This window comes from Belnapia arida, from assembly GCF_016773205.1.
Taxonomy (GTDB): domain Bacteria; phylum Pseudomonadota; class Alphaproteobacteria; order Acetobacterales; family Acetobacteraceae; genus Belnapia; species Belnapia arida.
The window spans coordinates 943,273-959,296 of sequence record NZ_JAETWB010000001.1 but is presented as its reverse complement, the minus strand read 5'-3'; the positions used below and the strand labels follow the sequence as shown (position 1 = coordinate 959,296).

The 16,024-nt window shown below is 71.3% G+C and carries 15 protein-coding genes; 7 read left to right on the top strand and 8 right to left on the bottom strand.

The features are described from left to right. Nucleotides 1-36 precede the first annotated feature (36 nt). Together JMJ56_RS04680 and JMJ56_RS04675 are read right to left on the bottom strand one after the other, a co-directional pair. Nucleotides 37-600, bottom strand: a complete 564-nt coding sequence (locus JMJ56_RS04680) for a tetratricopeptide repeat protein (protein WP_202830416.1) — start codon at nt 598-600, stop codon at nt 37-39. Beyond that, a complete protein-coding gene (locus tag JMJ56_RS04675) occupies nt 600-1,094 on the bottom strand; it encodes a Fur family transcriptional regulator (protein ID WP_236037408.1) in 495 nt (164 codons plus the stop codon). The genes JMJ56_RS04680 and JMJ56_RS04675 overlap by 1 nt, the downstream gene beginning before the upstream one ends. Nucleotides 1,095-1,121: 27 nt before the next feature. On the opposite strand from JMJ56_RS04675, the gene hisI reads away from it, so the two are divergent. The 5 genes from hisI to lpxB are packed head-to-tail and all read left to right on the top strand — an operon-like array spanning nt 1,122 to nt 5,235. Further along, entirely contained in the window at nt 1,122-1,541 is a 420-nt protein-coding gene (hisI, locus tag JMJ56_RS04670) for a phosphoribosyl-AMP cyclohydrolase (RefSeq protein WP_202830415.1), read from the top strand. Then, nucleotides 1,538-2,551, top strand: coding sequence for a CobW family GTP-binding protein (locus JMJ56_RS04665; RefSeq protein WP_202830414.1), 1,014 nt, complete (start codon nt 1,538-1,540; stop codon nt 2,549-2,551). The genes hisI and JMJ56_RS04665 overlap by 4 nt, the downstream gene beginning before the upstream one ends. Beyond that, the gene (locus tag JMJ56_RS04660) at nt 2,548-3,132 is read left to right on the top strand and encodes a GNAT family N-acetyltransferase (protein ID WP_202830413.1); all 585 of its coding nucleotides are present in this window, start codon (nt 2,548-2,550) and stop codon (nt 3,130-3,132) included. Before JMJ56_RS04665 ends, JMJ56_RS04660 begins: the two co-directional genes overlap by 4 nt. Beyond that, nucleotides 3,129-3,995 (top strand): carbon-nitrogen hydrolase family protein, encoded by an 867-nt coding sequence (locus tag JMJ56_RS04655; RefSeq protein WP_202830412.1) that lies wholly within the window; start codon nt 3,129-3,131, stop codon nt 3,993-3,995. The genes JMJ56_RS04660 and JMJ56_RS04655 overlap by 4 nt, the downstream gene beginning before the upstream one ends. 52 nt (nt 3,996-4,047) lie before the next feature. Next, entirely contained in the window at nt 4,048-5,235 is a 1,188-nt protein-coding gene (lpxB, locus tag JMJ56_RS04650; protein WP_202830411.1) for a lipid-A-disaccharide synthase, read from the top strand. Here lpxB and JMJ56_RS04645 read toward each other — a convergent pair. Both JMJ56_RS04645 and JMJ56_RS04640 read right to left on the bottom strand, forming a co-directional pair. After that, entirely contained in the window at nt 5,215-6,192 is a 978-nt protein-coding gene (locus tag JMJ56_RS04645; protein WP_202830410.1) for a Gfo/Idh/MocA family protein, read from the bottom strand. The two genes, lpxB and JMJ56_RS04645, sit on opposite strands and share 21 nt — an antisense overlap. 71 nt (nt 6,193-6,263) lie before the next feature. Then, entirely contained in the window at nt 6,264-8,873 is a 2,610-nt protein-coding gene (locus JMJ56_RS04640; RefSeq protein WP_202830409.1) for a PAS domain-containing protein, read from the bottom strand. A gap of 288 nt (nt 8,874-9,161) precedes the next feature. Here JMJ56_RS04640 and secD point away from each other — a divergent pair, with 288 nt between their 5' ends. Continuing rightward, a complete protein-coding gene (gene secD / locus JMJ56_RS04635; protein WP_202830408.1) occupies nt 9,162-11,741 on the top strand; it encodes a protein translocase subunit SecD in 2,580 nt (859 codons plus the stop codon). Nucleotides 11,742-12,049: 308 nt separating this feature from the next. Further along, on the top strand, nt 12,050-12,889 hold the full coding sequence (locus JMJ56_RS04630; protein ID WP_202830407.1) for an EAL domain-containing protein: 840 nt from the start codon (nt 12,050-12,052) through the stop codon (nt 12,887-12,889). 48 nt (nt 12,890-12,937) lie between these two features. Here the strand turns inward: JMJ56_RS04630 and JMJ56_RS04625 are convergent, their stop codons facing one another. Genes JMJ56_RS04625 through JMJ56_RS04610 form a run of 4 tightly spaced genes read right to left on the bottom strand, consistent with a single transcriptional unit; the run spans nt 12,938 to nt 15,945 of the window. Further along, complete coding sequence (locus tag JMJ56_RS04625; RefSeq protein ID WP_202830406.1) at nt 12,938-14,107, bottom strand: iron-containing alcohol dehydrogenase; 1,170 nt, start codon at nt 14,105-14,107, stop codon at nt 12,938-12,940. A 56-nt stretch (nt 14,108-14,163) separates the two neighbouring features. Next, nucleotides 14,164-14,790: a hypothetical protein gene (locus JMJ56_RS04620; protein WP_202830405.1), complete on the bottom strand. Its 627-nt coding sequence runs from the start codon at nt 14,788-14,790 to the stop codon at nt 14,164-14,166. Further along, nucleotides 14,790-15,350, bottom strand: a complete 561-nt coding sequence (locus tag JMJ56_RS04615; protein WP_202830404.1) for a hypothetical protein — start codon at nt 15,348-15,350, stop codon at nt 14,790-14,792. Before JMJ56_RS04615 ends, JMJ56_RS04620 begins: the two co-directional genes overlap by 1 nt. Before the next feature lie 25 nt (nt 15,351-15,375). Continuing rightward, nucleotides 15,376-15,945 carry a hypothetical protein gene (locus JMJ56_RS04610; protein ID WP_202830403.1) on the bottom strand — a complete coding sequence of 190 codons (570 nt, stop codon included), beginning with the start codon at nt 15,943-15,945 and terminating at the stop codon, nt 15,376-15,378. Nucleotides 15,946-16,024: the final 79 nt, after the last annotated feature.

Here is a 16,024-nt window from a genome sequence, read left to right as displayed (position 1 = left end):
CTTGCTGCCATGCAGCAATGGAATGCCCTTTCACCCCTAAGTGGCCTCGCCTTCGGCCTTCCGCCGCTGCTCGCGCAACCGTGCCGCTCCGCCTGGCATCTTCGGGTTGATGGCGAGCGCGGCGGCCAGGCTGCGAAGCGCGCCGCGGGCATCCCCTGCCCCGTCCTGGACCGTGGCGAGAGTGAGCAGTGCGGGCCAGTGCCGCGGCTCCAGCCGCAGCACCTCCTGCAGGTCGCGTGCGGCCGCCGCGCCGTCGCCGGCAGCAAGGTAGGCCTGGGCGCGGAGGAACCATGCCTCGGCAAAATCGGGCGCCAAGGTGATGGCGGCGTCGCAATCCTCAAGCGCCTCGTTCGATAGCCGGGCCTCCAGGTTGCGGGCGCCACGGCGGAGCAGCAGCACCACCGAGGGGCTGGCTCCCTGCGTCCAAAGTGCCCGGATGCGCCCCTCGACCAGCGCCGCCCCGCCCTCGTCCGGTGCGGTGCGCAGCGCCTCGAAGGCCCGGTCAAGCTCCGCCTTGCGCGCTTCGGGTCCCGGCCGGGGTGTTGCCTGGGCCAGGGCCGTCGCGGGCAGAAGCAGGGCCGCGAGCAGGCGCCGCCGCATCAGCCGGCGGCGTCCCGGCAGGCGGCGCAGAGTCCCTCCGCCTCCACCGTGCTGCGCGCCAGGGCAAAGCCGGCCGCGGCCGCGGCGCGGTTGAGGGCGAGGGCGACGCCAGGGTCGCTGATCTCCGTCGTCCCGCCGCAGCGCGCGCAGATGAGGAATTGGTGCGGGTGGTCATGCGCGGCGCCGCAGCCGCAATCCTCCGGGTGGTCCTCCACCTCGGCGCAGCCGATGAAGGCGCCGAGCCGCTCCACCTTGTGGATCAACCCCTGCTCCACCAGGAAGTCGAGCGCACGATAGACGGTCGGCGGCGCGGCGCCGGCGCGGCTCGCCTTCAGCCGGTCGAGCAGCGCATAGGCGCCGACCGGCTGGCCGCTTTCCAGCACCAGCCGCAGCACCTGCCGGCGCAGCTCGGTGAGTTGCGCCCCGCGCCGGGCGCAGAGAGAGGCGGCTCGGTCGAGGCTCGCCTCCAGCGTGTCGGGCATGGGCTCCTCCATCCGGGCATCCTGCCCTTATATAGGGGAATGAGCAGCCCCCCGAAGACCCCCGAGCCGGAAGCCGGCCTCCCCCTGCTGGACTCCATCTGCTTCGACCTGCGCGGCCTCGTCCCCGCCATTGCCCAGCAGCACGACACCGGCGAGGTTCTGATGCTCGCCTGGATGAACCGCGCGGCGGTGGAGGAGACGCTGGCGACCGGCCGCGCCTGCTACTTCTCCCGCTCGCGCAACGCGCTCTGGCGCAAGGGGGAAACATCGGGCCAGATGCAGCGGCTCGTCGACATCCGCCTCGATTGCGACGGCGACGCGCTGCTGCTGCTGGTCGACCAGACCGGAGTCGCCTGCCATACCGGGCGGCGGAGCTGCTTCTACTTCGCCCCGCGCGAGGGCGTGCTGGCCGAGCTGACCCGGCCCGAGGTCTCCCCCGAGGCGCTGTACGGCGCATGAGCGCGATTCCCGTTACCGTCCTCACCGGCTTCCTCGGCGCCGGCAAGACGACGCTGCTCAACCGCCTGCTGCGCGACCCGGCGTTGGCCGGGACGGCTGTGCTGGTGAACGAGTTCGGCGAGATCGGCCTTGATCACCTCCTCGTCGAGCGGCTCGACGGCGATACCGTGCTGCTCAATGCCGGCTGCCTCTGCTGCACCGTGCGTGGCGATCTGGTGCGGGCGCTGCGCGACCTCACGGGCCGCGAGATCCGCCGCGTCGTGGTGGAGACCACGGGCCTCGCCGATCCGGCGCCCATCCTGCAGACCTTGATGGCCGAGCCGATGCTGGCGGCCCGATACCGGCTCGACGGTGTCGTCACCCTGGTCGATGCGGTGGCCGGCATGGCGACGCTTGACGCGCAGATGGAGGCAGTGAAGCAGGCCGCCGTCGCCGACCGGCTGGTGCTCAGCAAGGCCGACCTCGCAGCGCCGGAGGCCGTGGCGGCGCTGGAGGCAAGGCTGCGCGCGCTGAACCCTGGCGCGCCGCTGCTGCGGCCCAATGCGCCGGCTGAGGCGCTGCTCGATTGCGGCCTCTACGACCCGGCGACGAAGCATCCCGATGTGCGGCGCTGGCTGGATGCCGAAGCCTTCGCAGGCCATCACCACCACCATCATCATCACGACGTCAGCCGGCACGATGCCCGCATCCATTCCTTCTGCCTCACCTTCGACGAGCCACTGCCCTGGGACGGGCTTGCCACCTGGATCGACGTACTGACCACGACACGGGGCGAGAGCGTGCTGCGGCTCAAGGGCATCCTCAGTCTCGAGGGCGAGGAACGGCCGGTCGCCATCCACGGCGTGCAGGGTCTTTTCCACCCGCCCGTGATGCTGGAGCGTTGGCCCGATGGGGATGACCGGCGCTCGCGCCTCGTCTTCATCCTGCGCGACCTCGACCGGGCGGTGGTGGAGAACGGCCTCCGCGCCTTCGCCGAGAGCGCGCGGCGGGAGCGCGAGGTGGCGGGATGAGGCTCGAGACCCTGGAGGGCGCCGCCGCGCGGGCGGCGCTGCCGGCGCTGACGCGGCTGCGCATCGCGGTCTTCGCAGAATGGCCCTACCTCTACGATGGCGATGCCGCGCAGGAGGAAGGTTATCTGGCAACGCTCGTCGCCGGCCGGGACGCGGCGGTCGTCGTCGCCTGGGATGGCGCGGAGCCGGTCGGCATGGCGACCTGCCAGCCCATGCGCGAGTCCTATGCGACCGTGCAGGCGGCCTTCCGCCGACGCGGGCTGGATTCCGCGCGCTTCTGCTATTTCGGCGAGAGCGTGTTGCTGCCGGCTTTCCGTGGACAGGGCATCGGCGTCGGCTTCTTCGAAGCGCGGGAGGCGCATGCGCGACGGGTCGGCCTCACGGCCACGGCCTTTTGCGCCGTGGTGCGCAATGCCAACGACCCGCGGCGGCCGCGCGACCATGTGCCGCTCGACGGGTTCTGGCGGCGGCGCGGCTATGCGCCGCGGCCCGACCTCTCCTGCGTCTTCCACTGGCGCGAGCATGGCGACACGGCGGAGACGCCGCATGCCCTCGGCTTCTGGGTGAAGGACCCTCTGTGACGCCGCTCCGCCTCGGCACCCTCGCCTGGCCCGTGGGGCGCCCTGCGGGGATTGACGGGTATGCGGCCCGGCTCGACGGCTTCGTCGCCGAGGCCAAGGGGCGGGCGGACCTGCTGCTGATGCCGGAATACGCGCCGATGGAGATCGTCGGCGGCGAGGCGGGTGCCGCCGCGGAGCTGCGCGCCATGGTCGGGATCGCGCCGGCGGTGGTGGAGGCGATGCGCGGCGTCGCGCGGCGGCACGGCGTTTGGCTGGTGCCGGGCAGCCTGCCGATGGAATCAGGCGGGCGGGTGGTGAACCGGGCGCCGCTGATCGCGCCGGACGGGCGGCTCGCTTTCCAGGACAAGCGGATGATGACGCGCTTCGAGGCGGAGAGCTGGGGCGTCTCGGCCGGCGCGGGGCCGGTGGTCTTCGGCACGCCCTGGGGCACCATCGGGGTTTCCATCTGCTACGATGCCGAATTTCCGAAGCATGTGCGGGCCCAGGTGGAGGCCGGGGCCTGGCTGGTGCTGGTGCCCGCCTGCACCGACAGCCTGCATGGCTACAACCGCGTTCGCTTCTCCGCCCAGGCGCGGGCGTTGGAGAACCAGTGCATCGTCGCCGTGGCGCCAACCGTGGGGCTGGCGCCCTGGTCGGCGGCGCTCGATGAGAACCACGGGGCGGCCTCCGTGCATGGGCCAGTGGACCGGGGCTTCCCCGTGGACGGAGTTCTGACCGCCGGGGCGATGGACGCGCCGGGCTGGGTCTTCTGCACGCTCGACCCCGGCGCGATCGAGCGGGTGCGGCGGGATGGTGCGGTGCTCAATCACCGGGACTGGCCGAAGGGGCCGGTCGAGCCCCCTGCGCTCGCGGTGCTGGCATGAGGCGCGGCCGCTTCACGCCTCCGGGCAGGTCCTCCGGCAAACGGATGCAGGCATGACACTGATCTACATGGCGGCCGGCGAGGCCTCGGGCGACATCCTCGGCGCGCGGCTGATCGCCGCCCTCAGGCGGAGGCGGCCCGACCTCGACTTCGCCGGAATCGGCGGCGAGCGGATGGCGGAGCTGGGGGTGCGAAGTCTCTTTCCCATGCGTGAGCTCTCATTGATGGGACTGTTGGAGGTGCTCCCCAACCTCCGCCGCCTCGCCCGGCGGATGTCCGAGGCGGAGGCGGATGTCCTGGCGCGGCGCCCGGCGCTGCTCGTCACCATCGACGCACCGAGCTTCACCCTCCGGCTCGCCGGGCGGGTCAAGGCGCGCGGTGTGCCGGTGCTGCATTACGTGGCGCCGCAGGTCTGGGCCTGGCGACCGGGGCGGGTGCGGCGGGTCGCCGAGGAGGTGGACCGCATTCTCGCCCTCCTTCCCTTCGAGCCGCCCTTCTTCGAGGCGGCGGGCATCCCGGTCCGCTTCGTCGGGCACCCGGTGCTGGAGAGCGGTGCCGATCGCGGGAATGCGGCGCGCTTCCGGGCGGCGCATGGCATCGCGGAAGGCGAGCGCGTGGTCGTCGTGATGCCGGGCAGCCGGCGCTCCGAGGTGCGGCGGCTGCTCGGCATCTTCGGCGAGGCGCTGCGGCTGGCGGGTGGGGCCGTGCCAGGGCTGCGGCCGGTGGTGGCGCTGGCTGGCGGGGTCGAAGGGGCGGTGCGCGAGGGTTGCGCGGGTTGGCCGGCGCAGCCGGTGCTGATCCGCGAGGCTTCGGACAAATTCGATGCCTTCGCCGCGACGGAGGCGGGGCTCATCAAATCGGGCACCTCCAGCCTTGAAGCGGCGGTGGGCGGCGTGCCGCATGTGGTGGCCTACCGGGTCAACCCGATCACTGCCGCGATCGTGCGGCGGCTGATCCAGGTGCCGCATGCCTCGCTGGTCAACCTGCTGGCGGAGCGGGAGGTGGTGCCGGAATACATCCAGGAACGCTGTGCCCCGGCGCTGCTGGCCGAGGGGCTGGTGAGGCTGCTGCGCGAGCCCGGGACGACGGCGGCGCAGCGCGCGGGATTCGCCGAGGCGCTCGGGCGGTTGCGGCCACCGGAAGGCGTGCCGAGCGAGGCGGCGGCGACGGCGGTGCTGGAGATGATCGGAGAAGATTCGGCGGAAGCGACTCAAGCCGCTTCAGCTCCCGTCAAGACCTGAGGCGCCGATGCGGGCCGGCTCTGCGGCCCGGCAGTCGATCGCGGCCTCCACGCGCAAGGCAGCATCCAGCGCCGCCAGCCCTGCCTCGCCGCCTGCCTCGACCGGGGTGCCGGATTCGATGCTGGCGAGGAAGGCAGCCTGCTCGGCCTCAAGGCTGTCGTGCTCGGTCCAGGTGGCGCGGGTGATGCCCCAGCCGGGCATGGTGGCGACCGCCTCGGCGCCGCCGGGGTGAAGACGCTCCAAGCTGCGGGCAAGGAAGTCGATGCGAGTCTCGCCCTGCCCGCCGAGGATGCGGAGGCGCCGTTCCATGCCGACGCTGACCCGGCTCGCCGTAATGGTGGCCTGCGCCCCGCTCTCGAAGCGGAGGTGAGCGACGGCGAAATCCGGGTGGCCGGACATGATGCGGGCGCCGGTCGCCTGTACCTCGGCAAGGGGCGAGGCGGCAAGGCTGAGGACCAGGTCGAGGTCGTGAATCATCAGGTCCAGCACCACCGAGACATCGAGGCTGCGAGGGCGGAAGGGAGCGACCCGCGTCGCCTCGAAGCTCATCCCGCCGGCCCCGGCGCCGCTGGCGCGCAGCGTCCGGATGGCGGCCGAGTAGCGCTCGATATGGCCGACCTGGAGGACGCGGCCGGCGGCGCGGGCGGCGGCGACCAGTTCCCTGCCCTGCTCCAGCGTGGCGGCAAGCGGCTTCTCGACGAAGAGATGGCGGCCGGCGGCGATGGCCTGCATCGCCAGCGCATGGTGGTGCGCGGTGGGAACGGCGATGACGACGGCGTCGCAGGCCGCGAGCAGCGCTTCGGAGGTGAGGGCAGGAGCGCCGGTTTCGGCCGCGATCTGCGCGGCGCGGGCCGGGTCGGCGTCGTAGAGCCCGGCGAGCAGCCCGCGCGCGGCGAGCTTCAGCGCGTGGAAGCGGCCGAAATGGCCGGTGCCGAGGACGCCGATGCGAAGGGGCATGGTTTGCTTCACCCTTGGGGAGTCGAGGCGCGGTTCTACCAGCCTGCGCCGCGCCAGTCAGGGCTTGCGGGTCAGCGCGAGGCGATCATCTCGCGAATGCGGCTGGCGAGCGTCTCCATGGCGAAGGGCTTCGTGAGGACATGCATCCCCGGCTCCAGGTGGCCATGGCCGATTGCGGCATTCTCGGCATAGCCGGTGATGAAGAGCACCTTGAGGCCGCGCCGCAGTGCCCGGCCGGCATCGGCGAGCTGGCGGCCGTTCATGCCGCCCGGCAGGCCGACATCGGTGACGAGCAGGTCGATCCGCGCGTCCGAGCGCAGGACGCGGAGGCCGGCGGCGCCGTCCTCGGCCTCGATCGCGGTGTAGCCGAGCTCGCCCAGCACATCGGCGACCAGCATGCGCACGGTCGGCTCGTCATCGACGATCAGCACCGTCTCGCCGCGTTCCGCGCGCGGCGGGGTGCCGGCGAAGGAGGGCGGCTCCGCCTCCTCCGCGGCGCCGATGTGGCGCGGCAGGTAGAGCGCGACGAGGGTGCCCTGCCCCACCTCCGAATAGATGCGGACCTGGCCGCCGGATTGCCGGGCGAAGCCGTAGATCATGGAAAGGCCGAGGCCGGTGCCCTGGCCCAGCGGCTTGGTGGTGAAGAAGGGGTCGAAGGCCTTGGCGATGACGTCGGGCGCCATGCCGGTACCGGTGTCGCTGACGCTGATCGCCACATACTGGCCGGGCTGCAAGTCGCGGCTGGCCGCCGCGCGCTCGTCGAGCCAGCGGTTGGCGGTCTCGATGGTGATGCGGCCGCCATCGGGCATTGCGTCGCGGGCATTGATGCAGAGGTTGAGGACGGCGTTCTCCAGCTGGCTCTGGTCGACCATGATGGTCCAGAGCCCGGCGGCGCCCACCACCTCGACGGCAATGGCCGGGCCAACGGTGCGGCGGACGAGCTCCTCCAGCCCGGCGACCAGGCGGTTGGCGTCGGTCGGCTTCGGCTCCAGCGTCTGGCGGCGTGAGAAGGCGAGCAGGCGGTGGGTCAGCGAGGCGGCGCGGTCGGTGGCCCCGCGCGCGGCGGTGAGGTAGCGCGGGACATCCTGCAACCTTCCCTGGGCGATGCGGGTCTTCATCAATTCCAGGCTTCCGGCGATGCCGGCGAGCAGGTTGTTGAAGTCGTGCGCGAGGCCGCCGGTGAGCTGGCCGACCGCCTCCATCTTCTGCGACTGGCGCAGCGCCGCCTCGGCCTCCATCAGCGCCGCAGTGCGGGCATTCACCTGGGATTCGAGGGATTCGGCGAGCGCCTTCAGGTCCTGCTCGGCTTGGCGGCGGGCGACGGCGAGGCGCGTGCGTTGTGCCACCTCGCGGACGAAGGCGAGTTCCTCCGGCTGCCACCGCCGCGGCGTCGCACTGGTGAGGTAGAGCAGCGCGACAAGCCCGTCGCGCTCGGTGAGCGGAATGTTGATGAGGGCGGTGGCCTGCATTGCCCGCAGCGCCTCGGTATGGTCTGCGGTGCGCGCGTCCTCGGCGGCATCGGCGAGGACCACCGTCTCGCCGCGTTTGAGGTCCTCGATATAGGTGCCGTAGTCGCGGAACCGCAGCACGCCGGCGAAGCTGCCGATACCGGGCGCGGTCCAGTCGCGGTCGATGGAGATGGTTTCCGAATCGAGGTCGATCAGCCCGTAGCCGGCGCGGCTGACGTCGAGGGTACGGCCGAGGATCTCGGCCGCGGCATAGGCGAGCGCGGCCGGGTCGTCGAGGCTGCGGAAGCGGTCGTCGAGTTCGAGCAGGGCACGGTCCTGCGCCTGCTGCTGCTTGCGGGCAGTGATGTCGCGGGAGGTACCGGCCATGCGTAGCGGGCGGCCCTCCTCATCGCGGAGGAAGCGGGCACGCAGCTCGATCCAGCCGGGGCGTCCGTCTGGGCGGCGGACGCGGCATTCGAGGCCGAATTCGCGGCCGGTGCCGAGGCCTTCCGCGATGGCGGTCTCGAGCCGCGGGCGGTCGGCGGCGTGGATGGCGGCGCGCAGGATCTCATAGGTGAAGGGGGCCCTGGGGCCAAGGCCGAAGTCGGCCCGGCAGATCGGCGAGGCGGTGAAGGCGCCGCTGCGGAAATCGAGTTCCCAGACGCCGAGGCGGCCGGCCTCCGTGGCGAAGCGGAGGCGGGCCTCGCCCTCTTCCAGCGAGCGGAGACGCTCGTTGAGCTCGGCCAGCAGCGCGGCGTTGTGGCTCTCGAGGCCGGCCATGCGCTCGCGTTCGGGGGTGACGTCGAGCTGACTGGCGAAGAAATACGCCAGCGCGCCGGCGGCGTCGCGAACCGGGGCGATCAGCAGGCGGTTCCAGAAGGCGGAACCGTCCTTGCGGTGGTTGCGGATATCGATCTCGATCGGCTCGCGGGCCGCGATCGCGTCATGGATGCGACGGACGGTGCCCGGGTCGCTCTCCGGGCCCTGCAGGAAACGGCAGTTGCGGCCGAGGATCTCGTCGCGCCGGTAGCCGGAGAGACGGATGAAGGCATCGTTGGCGAAGACGACCGGATTGTCCGGCAGGCGCGGGTTGGTGATGATCATCGGCATGCGCGTGGCACGCACGGCTGAAACGAAGGGGTCCGTGCTTTTGTCGAGCCCGAGCAGCTCCGCGCCGATGCGCGCCTCTTCGGCGGCCAGCTCGCTCGGGGTGCTGCCTGGGGTGTCGGGCATGGCTCGGGCGTTGGCCTCTCATCCGGTTGCAAGGAAGGTGGGGAACTATAGTGGCAGTTGGCGCCGCAGGGACCAGGCGCAACCCAAGGGAGAGAGAGATCGGCTGGAGAAGGGTCTGGTCATGGCGCTTTCCACTCGGACCGGGGGGCATATGTTCCGGCGGTGAACACCCTTGGAAGGTCAGGGTTGCATCGGTGCCCGGGCATCGTCACATTCCGGCGCGAAGGCTTGGCCGGGATGGCACCCGGCGCCGAAAGTTCCCGTAATTCCGATGAGTAGCACCCGATCATGATGTTCTTCGCCCGCTGGAAGACCCTGTCCATCCTGGCGGTCTGCCTGCTCGGGGTGCTGCTTTGCGCTCCGAATCTCTTTCCCAAATCCTCGCTGCCGTCCTGGGCGCGGCAGTTCTCGCTCGGCCTTGACCTGCGCGGCGGCTCCTACCTGCTGCTTGAGGTCGACATGGACGCGGTGGTGAAGGAGCGGCTGGAGAGCCTGGCCGATGCGGCGCGGGGCAGGCTGCGGGCGGCCAATATCGGGTATGTCAACCTGGCGGCGGAGCCGGGACAGCGGCGGGTTTCGATGCGCGTGCGCGACCCGGGCCAGGCGCAGGCGGCGATGGCCGTGCTGCGGGAGCAGGCGAACCAGATCCCGACCAGCCTCGGCAACACGGTGCCGGATATCGACGTGGCCGCGACGCCGGACGGACTGGTCACCGCGACGTTGAGCGAGGCGGGGCTTAGGGCCAAGGCGACGGGGGCGGTCGAGCAGTCGATCGAAATCGTCAGGCGACGAATCGACGAGACGGGTGTCTCCGAGGCGCTGATCGCACGGCAGGGGCAGGCGCGCATCCTGGTGCAGCTGCCTGGCGTCGAGGACCCGAACCGGATCAAGCAGCTGCTCGGGCAGACGGCGCGGATGACCTTCCACCTGCTTGATGAGACGGCCAATCCAGCCTCGCCGACGCCGCCGCCGGGGGTGCAGTTCCTCGACGGCGAGGCGCGCGGCGGGCAGCCGGCGCCACGCTACGCGGTACGTCGGAGGGTCGAGGTGGATGGTGCCAACCTCACCGATGCGCGGGCCGGGCAGGACAACCGGACGGGCGAGTGGGTGGTCAACTTCGCCTTCGACTCGACGGGGACGCGGCGCTTCGCCGATGTGACGCGGACGAATGTGGGGCGGCCCTTCGCCATCGTGCTCGACAACAAGGTTATCACGGCGCCGGTCATCCGCGAGCCGATCACCGGCGGACGGGGCCAGATCAGCGGCAGTTTCGACGCGCGCGGGGCGAACGACCTCGCCGTGCTGCTGCGGGCGGGCGCGCTCCCGGCGCCGCTGACGGTGGTGGAGGAGCGGACGGTCGGGCCGGAGCTCGGGGCGGATGCGATCCGCGCCGGCATCCTCGCGCTGGCGGCAGGGGCGGTCTTCGTCTTCCTCTATATGGGCTTCGCCTACGGTCTGTTCGGCTGGTTCGCCAACCTGGCGCTGCTGGTGAATATCGTCTTCCTGCTCGCGGCGCTCTCGGTGCTGGAGGCGACGCTGACGCTGCCGGGCATCGCGGGCATCGTGCTGACGCTGGGGACGGCGCTCGATGCCAATATCCTCATCAACGAGCGCATCCGCGAGGAGGTGAAGAACGGACGGCCGCCGCTCAGCGCGCTGGAGGCGGGCTTCACCAAGGCCTCCGGCACCATTATGGACAGCAACCTGACGAACCTCATCGCTATGGCCTGCCTCTACGGCTTCGGCAGCGGGCCGGTGAAGGGCTTCGCGGTGACGGTCGCCATCGGCACCATCGTGCAGATGTGGACGGCGACGACGCTGGTGCGGCTGATGGTCTCCACCTGGTACCGCTGGACGCGGCCGAAGACCCTGCCGGTGCTGGAGGATGGGCGCGGCTTGCGGGAGCGCTTGGCGCGACCGCTGTTCCGCATCATCCCCGACGTGACGCATATCCCCTTCATGAAGGGGGCGCGGGTGGGGCTGATGGTCTCGGCCATCCTCTCCACCGCTTCGCTGGTGGGGGCCTTTTATCCAGGGTTGGAGAAGGGCATCGACTTCAAGGGCGGCATCGTCATGGAGGTGCGGACGCAGGGACCTGCCGACCTCGCGGCGCTGCGGACGAAGGTGTCCGGCCTCGATCTCGGCGATGTTGGGCTGCAGCAATTCGGCGATGCCGAGACGGTACTGTTGCGGCTGCCCGTACAGGCGGATGAGGGCGGTACCCAAGCGGCGGTCAACAAGGTGCGCGAGGGCGTGGAGCAGGTGGCGCCGGGGGCGCGCATCCTCCGCGTGGAAGCGGTGGGCAACCGCGTCTCGGACGAGCTCTTCCTCGGCGGGATGATTGCGCTCGGCATCAGCCTGCTGGCGATGCTGATCTACATCTGGTTCCGCTTCGAATGGCAGTTCGCCATCGCTGCTATCGTCACGCTGGTGCTCGACACGACCAAGACCGTCGGCTTCATGGTGCTGTTCGGGATCGAGTTCAATCTCACGACGGTGGCGGCGATCCTCACCGTCATCGGCTTCTCGGCGAACGACAAGGTGGTGGTGTTCGACCGGATGCGGGAGAACCTGCGCAAGTACAAGACGATGCCGCTGCGGCAACTGGTCGACCAGTCGATCAACGAGACGCTGAACCGTTCGCTCGGCACCTCGATGACGCTGCTGCTTTCGGCGGTGCCGCTCGCCTTCTTCGGCGGCGACACGCTGGCGGGCTTCGCCTGGGTGATGCTGTTCGGCATCGTGGTGAGCGCGTCGTCCTCGGTCTTCATCGCCGCGCCGATCGTGCTCTACACGGGGAAGGATCGGCTGCGCCGCGGCGTGGAAGCGCCCGCGGTGGCGCCAAAGCAGGCGCCCGCTGGCGTCTGACCCAGGAATCCCGGAGAGGACAGCGGCCTCCTCGGTGCTTTTGGCGAATGCAAAGCCGTGCGGCGCGGTGGTTCGCAATCACCGCCCAGAGAGGGCGGTCCCGTTGAAAGGTACCTGGCGGCTAGCCTGCATTCGTCGTCGCCGGCCGGGGAAATTCGGGTTGGCGACCGGCAGTGCCAACGCCATGCAGGCATGACAAAACGGGTAGCGATCTCAATAAAACGTGAATAATGTCGAATTTAGTCATAGCGCCATTGCATCGCACTCTCTATCGTGCCGCGGCTCCAGATGGAAAGACGTCCAGGTCGATGACGAGGGTCGCCGGGCCACCGACACCATGGCTGGCTGCCCATTCCGAGGTCGCACCTCTGCTGGGACTGCAGGGCGACGCGGCTGACCTGGCCGCCGGGCTGAGCAATGGCGAGGTTTCCGTGCATTATCAGCCAGTCGTGCGCTTCGCCGACCGGCGGCCGGTGATGGTCGAGGCCCTTGCACGCTGGCACAAGCCGCCAACGCTGATCTCGCCTGACCGCTTCGTCCCGCTGGCCGAGAGCAGCGGGCTGGTACGCGCCCTCTCCATGCTGGTGGCTACGCGGGCGGCGGCGGAGCTGGCGCCACTCTGGCAAAGGCTGCGGCTCAGCGTCTCGGTCAACCTGCCGCTCGGCCAGCTGCTGCTGCCGGACCTGCCGGCCTGGCTGCACCGGGCCCTGCGGGCAGGCGGGCTGCATCCGCGGCAGGTGGCGCTGGAGCTGACCGAGACCACCGAAGTCAGGGACCGCTCGGCGCTGCGCCGGGCGCTGATGCGGCTGCGCGAGGCGGGTCACCGGGTGCTGCTCGACGACATCATCCTGCATGACGAGCGGAGCTGGCTCTTCGGCCTGCCCTTCGCCGCGCTGAAGCTGGACCGATCGCTCGTCGAGCAGCTGCCGGGCGATGCCCATGCCCGGCGCGAGGTGCGGCGCATGGTGCGGCTGGCGGAGGCCTCAGGGAAGCAGGTGATAGCCGAGGGGGTGTCCGACCAGCGGATCTGGCAGGTGGTCCGTGGCCTCGGCGTGCATCATGCGCAGGGCTACCTGGTCAGCCGGCCGCTGCCGGCGGAGGCGCTGGCGCGGTGGCATGGGCGGTGGCGGGGTTCCGTCCGGAGCTGACCGAAGGGAGCTCGCAAGGGCGAGGAAGAAACCCATCCCCGCCCCGGCTCACCCGTAGATGCGGCGGTAGAGATCGACGATCTCCGCCTCGGTCGGTACCCGCGGGTTGTTGGCGGGGCTGCCGGAGGCGAGCGCCTGCTTCGCCATGAGCGGCAGCAGCCCCTCCCAGCGGTTGCCGCCGATGCCGTACTCCTTCGGCGTCGGCACGCCGAGCTCCTGGTTCAGCGCGCGCAGCTCCTCCAGCAGCCTGGAGGCGGCGGCCTCGTCGCTGTCCTCGCGGGTGGCGACGCCAATGGCCCGCGCCGCCTCGGCATAGCGCGGCAGGGCATCGTTCAACCCGAATTCGGTGACTGCGGGCAGCAGCATGGCGTTGGAGAGGCCGTGCGGCACATGGAAATGCGCGCCGATCGGGCGGCTCATGCCATGGACGAGCGCGACAGAGGAGTTGGAGAAAGCGAGGCCTGCCTGCATGGCGCCAAGCATCATTGCCTCGCGCGCCGCGGCATTCCGGGGCTGGTGGTAGGCCGGGCGGAGATGGCGGCCGATCAGCTGCATGGCCGAGAGGGCCAGGCTGTCGGCATGCGGGTTGGCGCGCTTCGAGACATAGGCCTCGAGCGCATGGGTCAGGCTGTCGATGCCCGTATCGGCGGTGGTGCGCGGCGGAACGCTGAAGGTCAGCTCGTAATCGACGATGGCGGCAAGCGGCAGGGCGCCGAGGCCGGCGATCAGCATCTTCTCCTCGGTCTCCGTGTCGGTGATGACGGTGAAGCGCGTCGCCTCCGAACCGGTGCCGGCGGTGGTCGGGATGCAGATAACGGGGACGAGGCCGCGATCGGCCTGGGCGGGGACCTTGAAGTCGCGCATCTTGGCGCCTGCCGGGGCGGCGGCGAGGATGGCCATGGCCTTCGCCGTGTCCATCGGGCTGCCGCCGCCAAAGCCGATCAGGCTATCGAAACCGCCGCCGCGCAACAGGGCGGCGCCGGCCTCGATGACGGTGTCGGTCGGATCGGGGACGGTCTCGCTGAAGACCTCGAGGCGGAGGCCGGCGGCACGCAGCGGGGACAGCAGCGCGCGCTCGATGGTGCCGGAGGAAACCATCCACGGGTCGGTGACGACGAGCGGTTGGGAGAGGCCGAAGAGGCCGAGCACCTCGGCGGCCTGCGCGACGCTGCCGCCGCCGATGCGCATCAGGCGCGGCGAGACGATGGTGGCGGTCATGGCTAAGGTCCTCCCCGGGGATTGGGGCGGAGGATAGGCGGGGGCCAGCGGCCCCGCTAGTAGCCGATGCCGCCGTTGCCGAGGCCGAAGGTAGTGATGTTGACGCCGCTCGTCTCCGCCTGCCGGGTGCCGGTCCAACCGCCCTCGGCATCGAGCTGAGAGATCAGCTGGGCGAGCAGGGCGGTGGCGTTGGAGGTCTGCGGCAGGGGGCCAAGCTCGCCGAGCCTTGCGACCGATCGCTCACCGCCGGGACGGAAGAGCGGTGCCGGCACCGCACGGGCGGCGGCAGGCGGATTGTTGGCGCGGAGCCCGCGGGCGGCGGCGAGCAGGGCGTCGATTACCGGGCGGGGCGCCGCCGCCTCCTGAACGCCGAGCGCATCCCGCAGCTCGGCGCGGGCGAGCTGCATCTGGCGGCGCACCGCCTCCGGCACCGGGGCGAAGCGCGGGTCGCGCTCCAGCGCCTCGGTCGCATACTCGAGCCGGGCGGCGGCTATCGCAGCGGCGGCCGGCTGCCCGGAGAGGCCGCGGCCACGATCTGCGAAGGCCTGGGCCGCCCCCTCGATCGCCGCCCGCGCCGGGTCCGAGGCGCCGGCGGCGAGGTCCGAAGGAGGCGCCGGCGGACGCTGCTGCATCTCGGCGCAGCCGGCAAAGGCGAGAACCAGGACCAGGCCGGACCGGCGCATCACAGGCGGCGGTTCGATTGGGAGTCGCGCTGGCGGATGGCATCCGTCGCGGTAACCGCGGCGGAGTTCGTCAGCGGCAGGCTGGGCAGCGCGGCGAGCCGGAGCAGCGTCGCCTGACCGCCCTGCGGGAAGGCGGAAGTGGAGAGGGCGGCGGCCGGGTCTCCCTGCTGCGCGCTGAGCGCCCGGGCGGCGGCGTAGAGCCCATTGATGACCGGCTGCGCCGGCACGTCGGGGGCGATGCCGAGGGCCGCGCGCCACTCGGCCCGGGCGGCGGCCATCTGGCCGATGATGCTGGGCGAGACGCTGGTGAGGCGCGGGTTGGTCGGCATCTCGACCGCCAGCCACTCCATCTGCGCCACGGCGCGGGCGGCCTCGGCCGGGCGACCGGCGAGCAGGGCCTGGCTGGAGAAGGCGACCGAGGTATTGGCGATGGCGCTGCGCAGCGGGTCGCCCGCGCCGATGACGGCATCGGCCGGCAGGCTTGCGGATTCGGGCGGCGGCGGTAGGGCGCAGGCGCCGAGCGCGAGCAGGGCGGCGAGCGGCAGGGCGGTCCGGATCATCGTGAGCGTTCCCCCAGATGTGTGGTCACAGCTTGGCCCCATCCCCACCGGAGGAGATCTGGTTGTCCTGCTCCACGCGATAGAGTTCGCGCTCGGCCAGCGCGGTGGCGGTGCGGGTGCGGGGCAGGTCGGGCAGGCGGGCGAGCCGTTGCAGGGTGGCGGCGCCATCCGGAAAGGCCGGTGCGCCGAGCGCGGCGCGGGCCGCCCCCGCATCGCCCCGGCGCAGCGCGCGGGAGGCGGCGAAGAGGCCATCGACCACCGCCTGCGGCGGCGCATCCCCGGCGATGCCGAGGGCCTCGTGCAGTTCGGCGCGGGCATCGCGCAGGCTGAGGGCGATGGTCGGGTTGAAATCGATCCAGCGCGGGCCAGACGGAATCTCGGTGGCGAGGTATTCGACCTCGGCGGCGGCGCGGGCGGCCTCCGGGCCGGCGGGGCGGCTGGCGAAGGCGTAGGCGCTGCCGATGATGGCGGCGCGCGTCGGGTCGCCGGCGCCGGTGACGGCGTCGCGTGGCAGCGTGGCATAGGGCTGGGGGGCGCCGCAGCCCGTCAGCGCGAGCAGGGCAGCGGCCATGAGCGAGGGCAGTCTCCGTCGCATGCGCGTCATCTCCGGGCCGGATTATGGCCCGGCCGATCCGGACGGACAATTGGTGTCACGGCGACCGCACCGCAACCCA

Bases quoted from the DNA above. Each gene is read 5' to 3' on its own strand.
- JMJ56_RS04680 (WP_202830416.1), bottom strand. From the start codon at position 600: ATGCGGCGGCGCCTGCTCGCGGCCCTGCTTCTGCCCGCGACGGCCCTG.
- JMJ56_RS04675 (WP_236037408.1), bottom strand. From the start codon at position 1,094: ATGGAGGAGCCCATGCCCGACACGCTGGAGGCGAGCCTCGACCGAGCC.
- hisI (WP_202830415.1), top strand. From the start codon at position 1,122: ATGAGCAGCCCCCCGAAGACCCCCGAGCCGGAAGCCGGCCTCCCCCTG.
- JMJ56_RS04665 (WP_202830414.1), top strand. From the start codon at position 1,538: ATGAGCGCGATTCCCGTTACCGTCCTCACCGGCTTCCTCGGCGCCGGC.
- JMJ56_RS04660 (WP_202830413.1), top strand. From the start codon at position 2,548: ATGAGGCTCGAGACCCTGGAGGGCGCCGCCGCGCGGGCGGCGCTGCCG.
- lpxB (WP_202830411.1), top strand. From the start codon at position 4,048: ATGACACTGATCTACATGGCGGCCGGCGAGGCCTCGGGCGACATCCTC.
- JMJ56_RS04645 (WP_202830410.1), bottom strand. From the start codon at position 6,192: ATGCCCCTTCGCATCGGCGTCCTCGGCACCGGCCATTTCGGCCGCTTC.
- JMJ56_RS04640 (WP_202830409.1), bottom strand. From the start codon at position 8,873: ATGCCCGACACCCCAGGCAGCACCCCGAGCGAGCTGGCCGCCGAAGAG.
- secD (WP_202830408.1), top strand. From the start codon at position 9,162: ATGATGTTCTTCGCCCGCTGGAAGACCCTGTCCATCCTGGCGGTCTGC.
- JMJ56_RS04630 (WP_202830407.1), top strand. From the start codon at position 12,050: ATGACGAGGGTCGCCGGGCCACCGACACCATGGCTGGCTGCCCATTCC.
- JMJ56_RS04625 (WP_202830406.1), bottom strand. From the start codon at position 14,107: ATGACCGCCACCATCGTCTCGCCGCGCCTGATGCGCATCGGCGGCGGC.
- JMJ56_RS04620 (WP_202830405.1), bottom strand. From the start codon at position 14,790: ATGCGCCGGTCCGGCCTGGTCCTGGTTCTCGCCTTTGCCGGCTGCGCC.
- JMJ56_RS04615 (WP_202830404.1), bottom strand. From the start codon at position 15,350: ATGATCCGGACCGCCCTGCCGCTCGCCGCCCTGCTCGCGCTCGGCGCC.
- JMJ56_RS04610 (WP_202830403.1), bottom strand. From the start codon at position 15,945: ATGCGACGGAGACTGCCCTCGCTCATGGCCGCTGCCCTGCTCGCGCTG.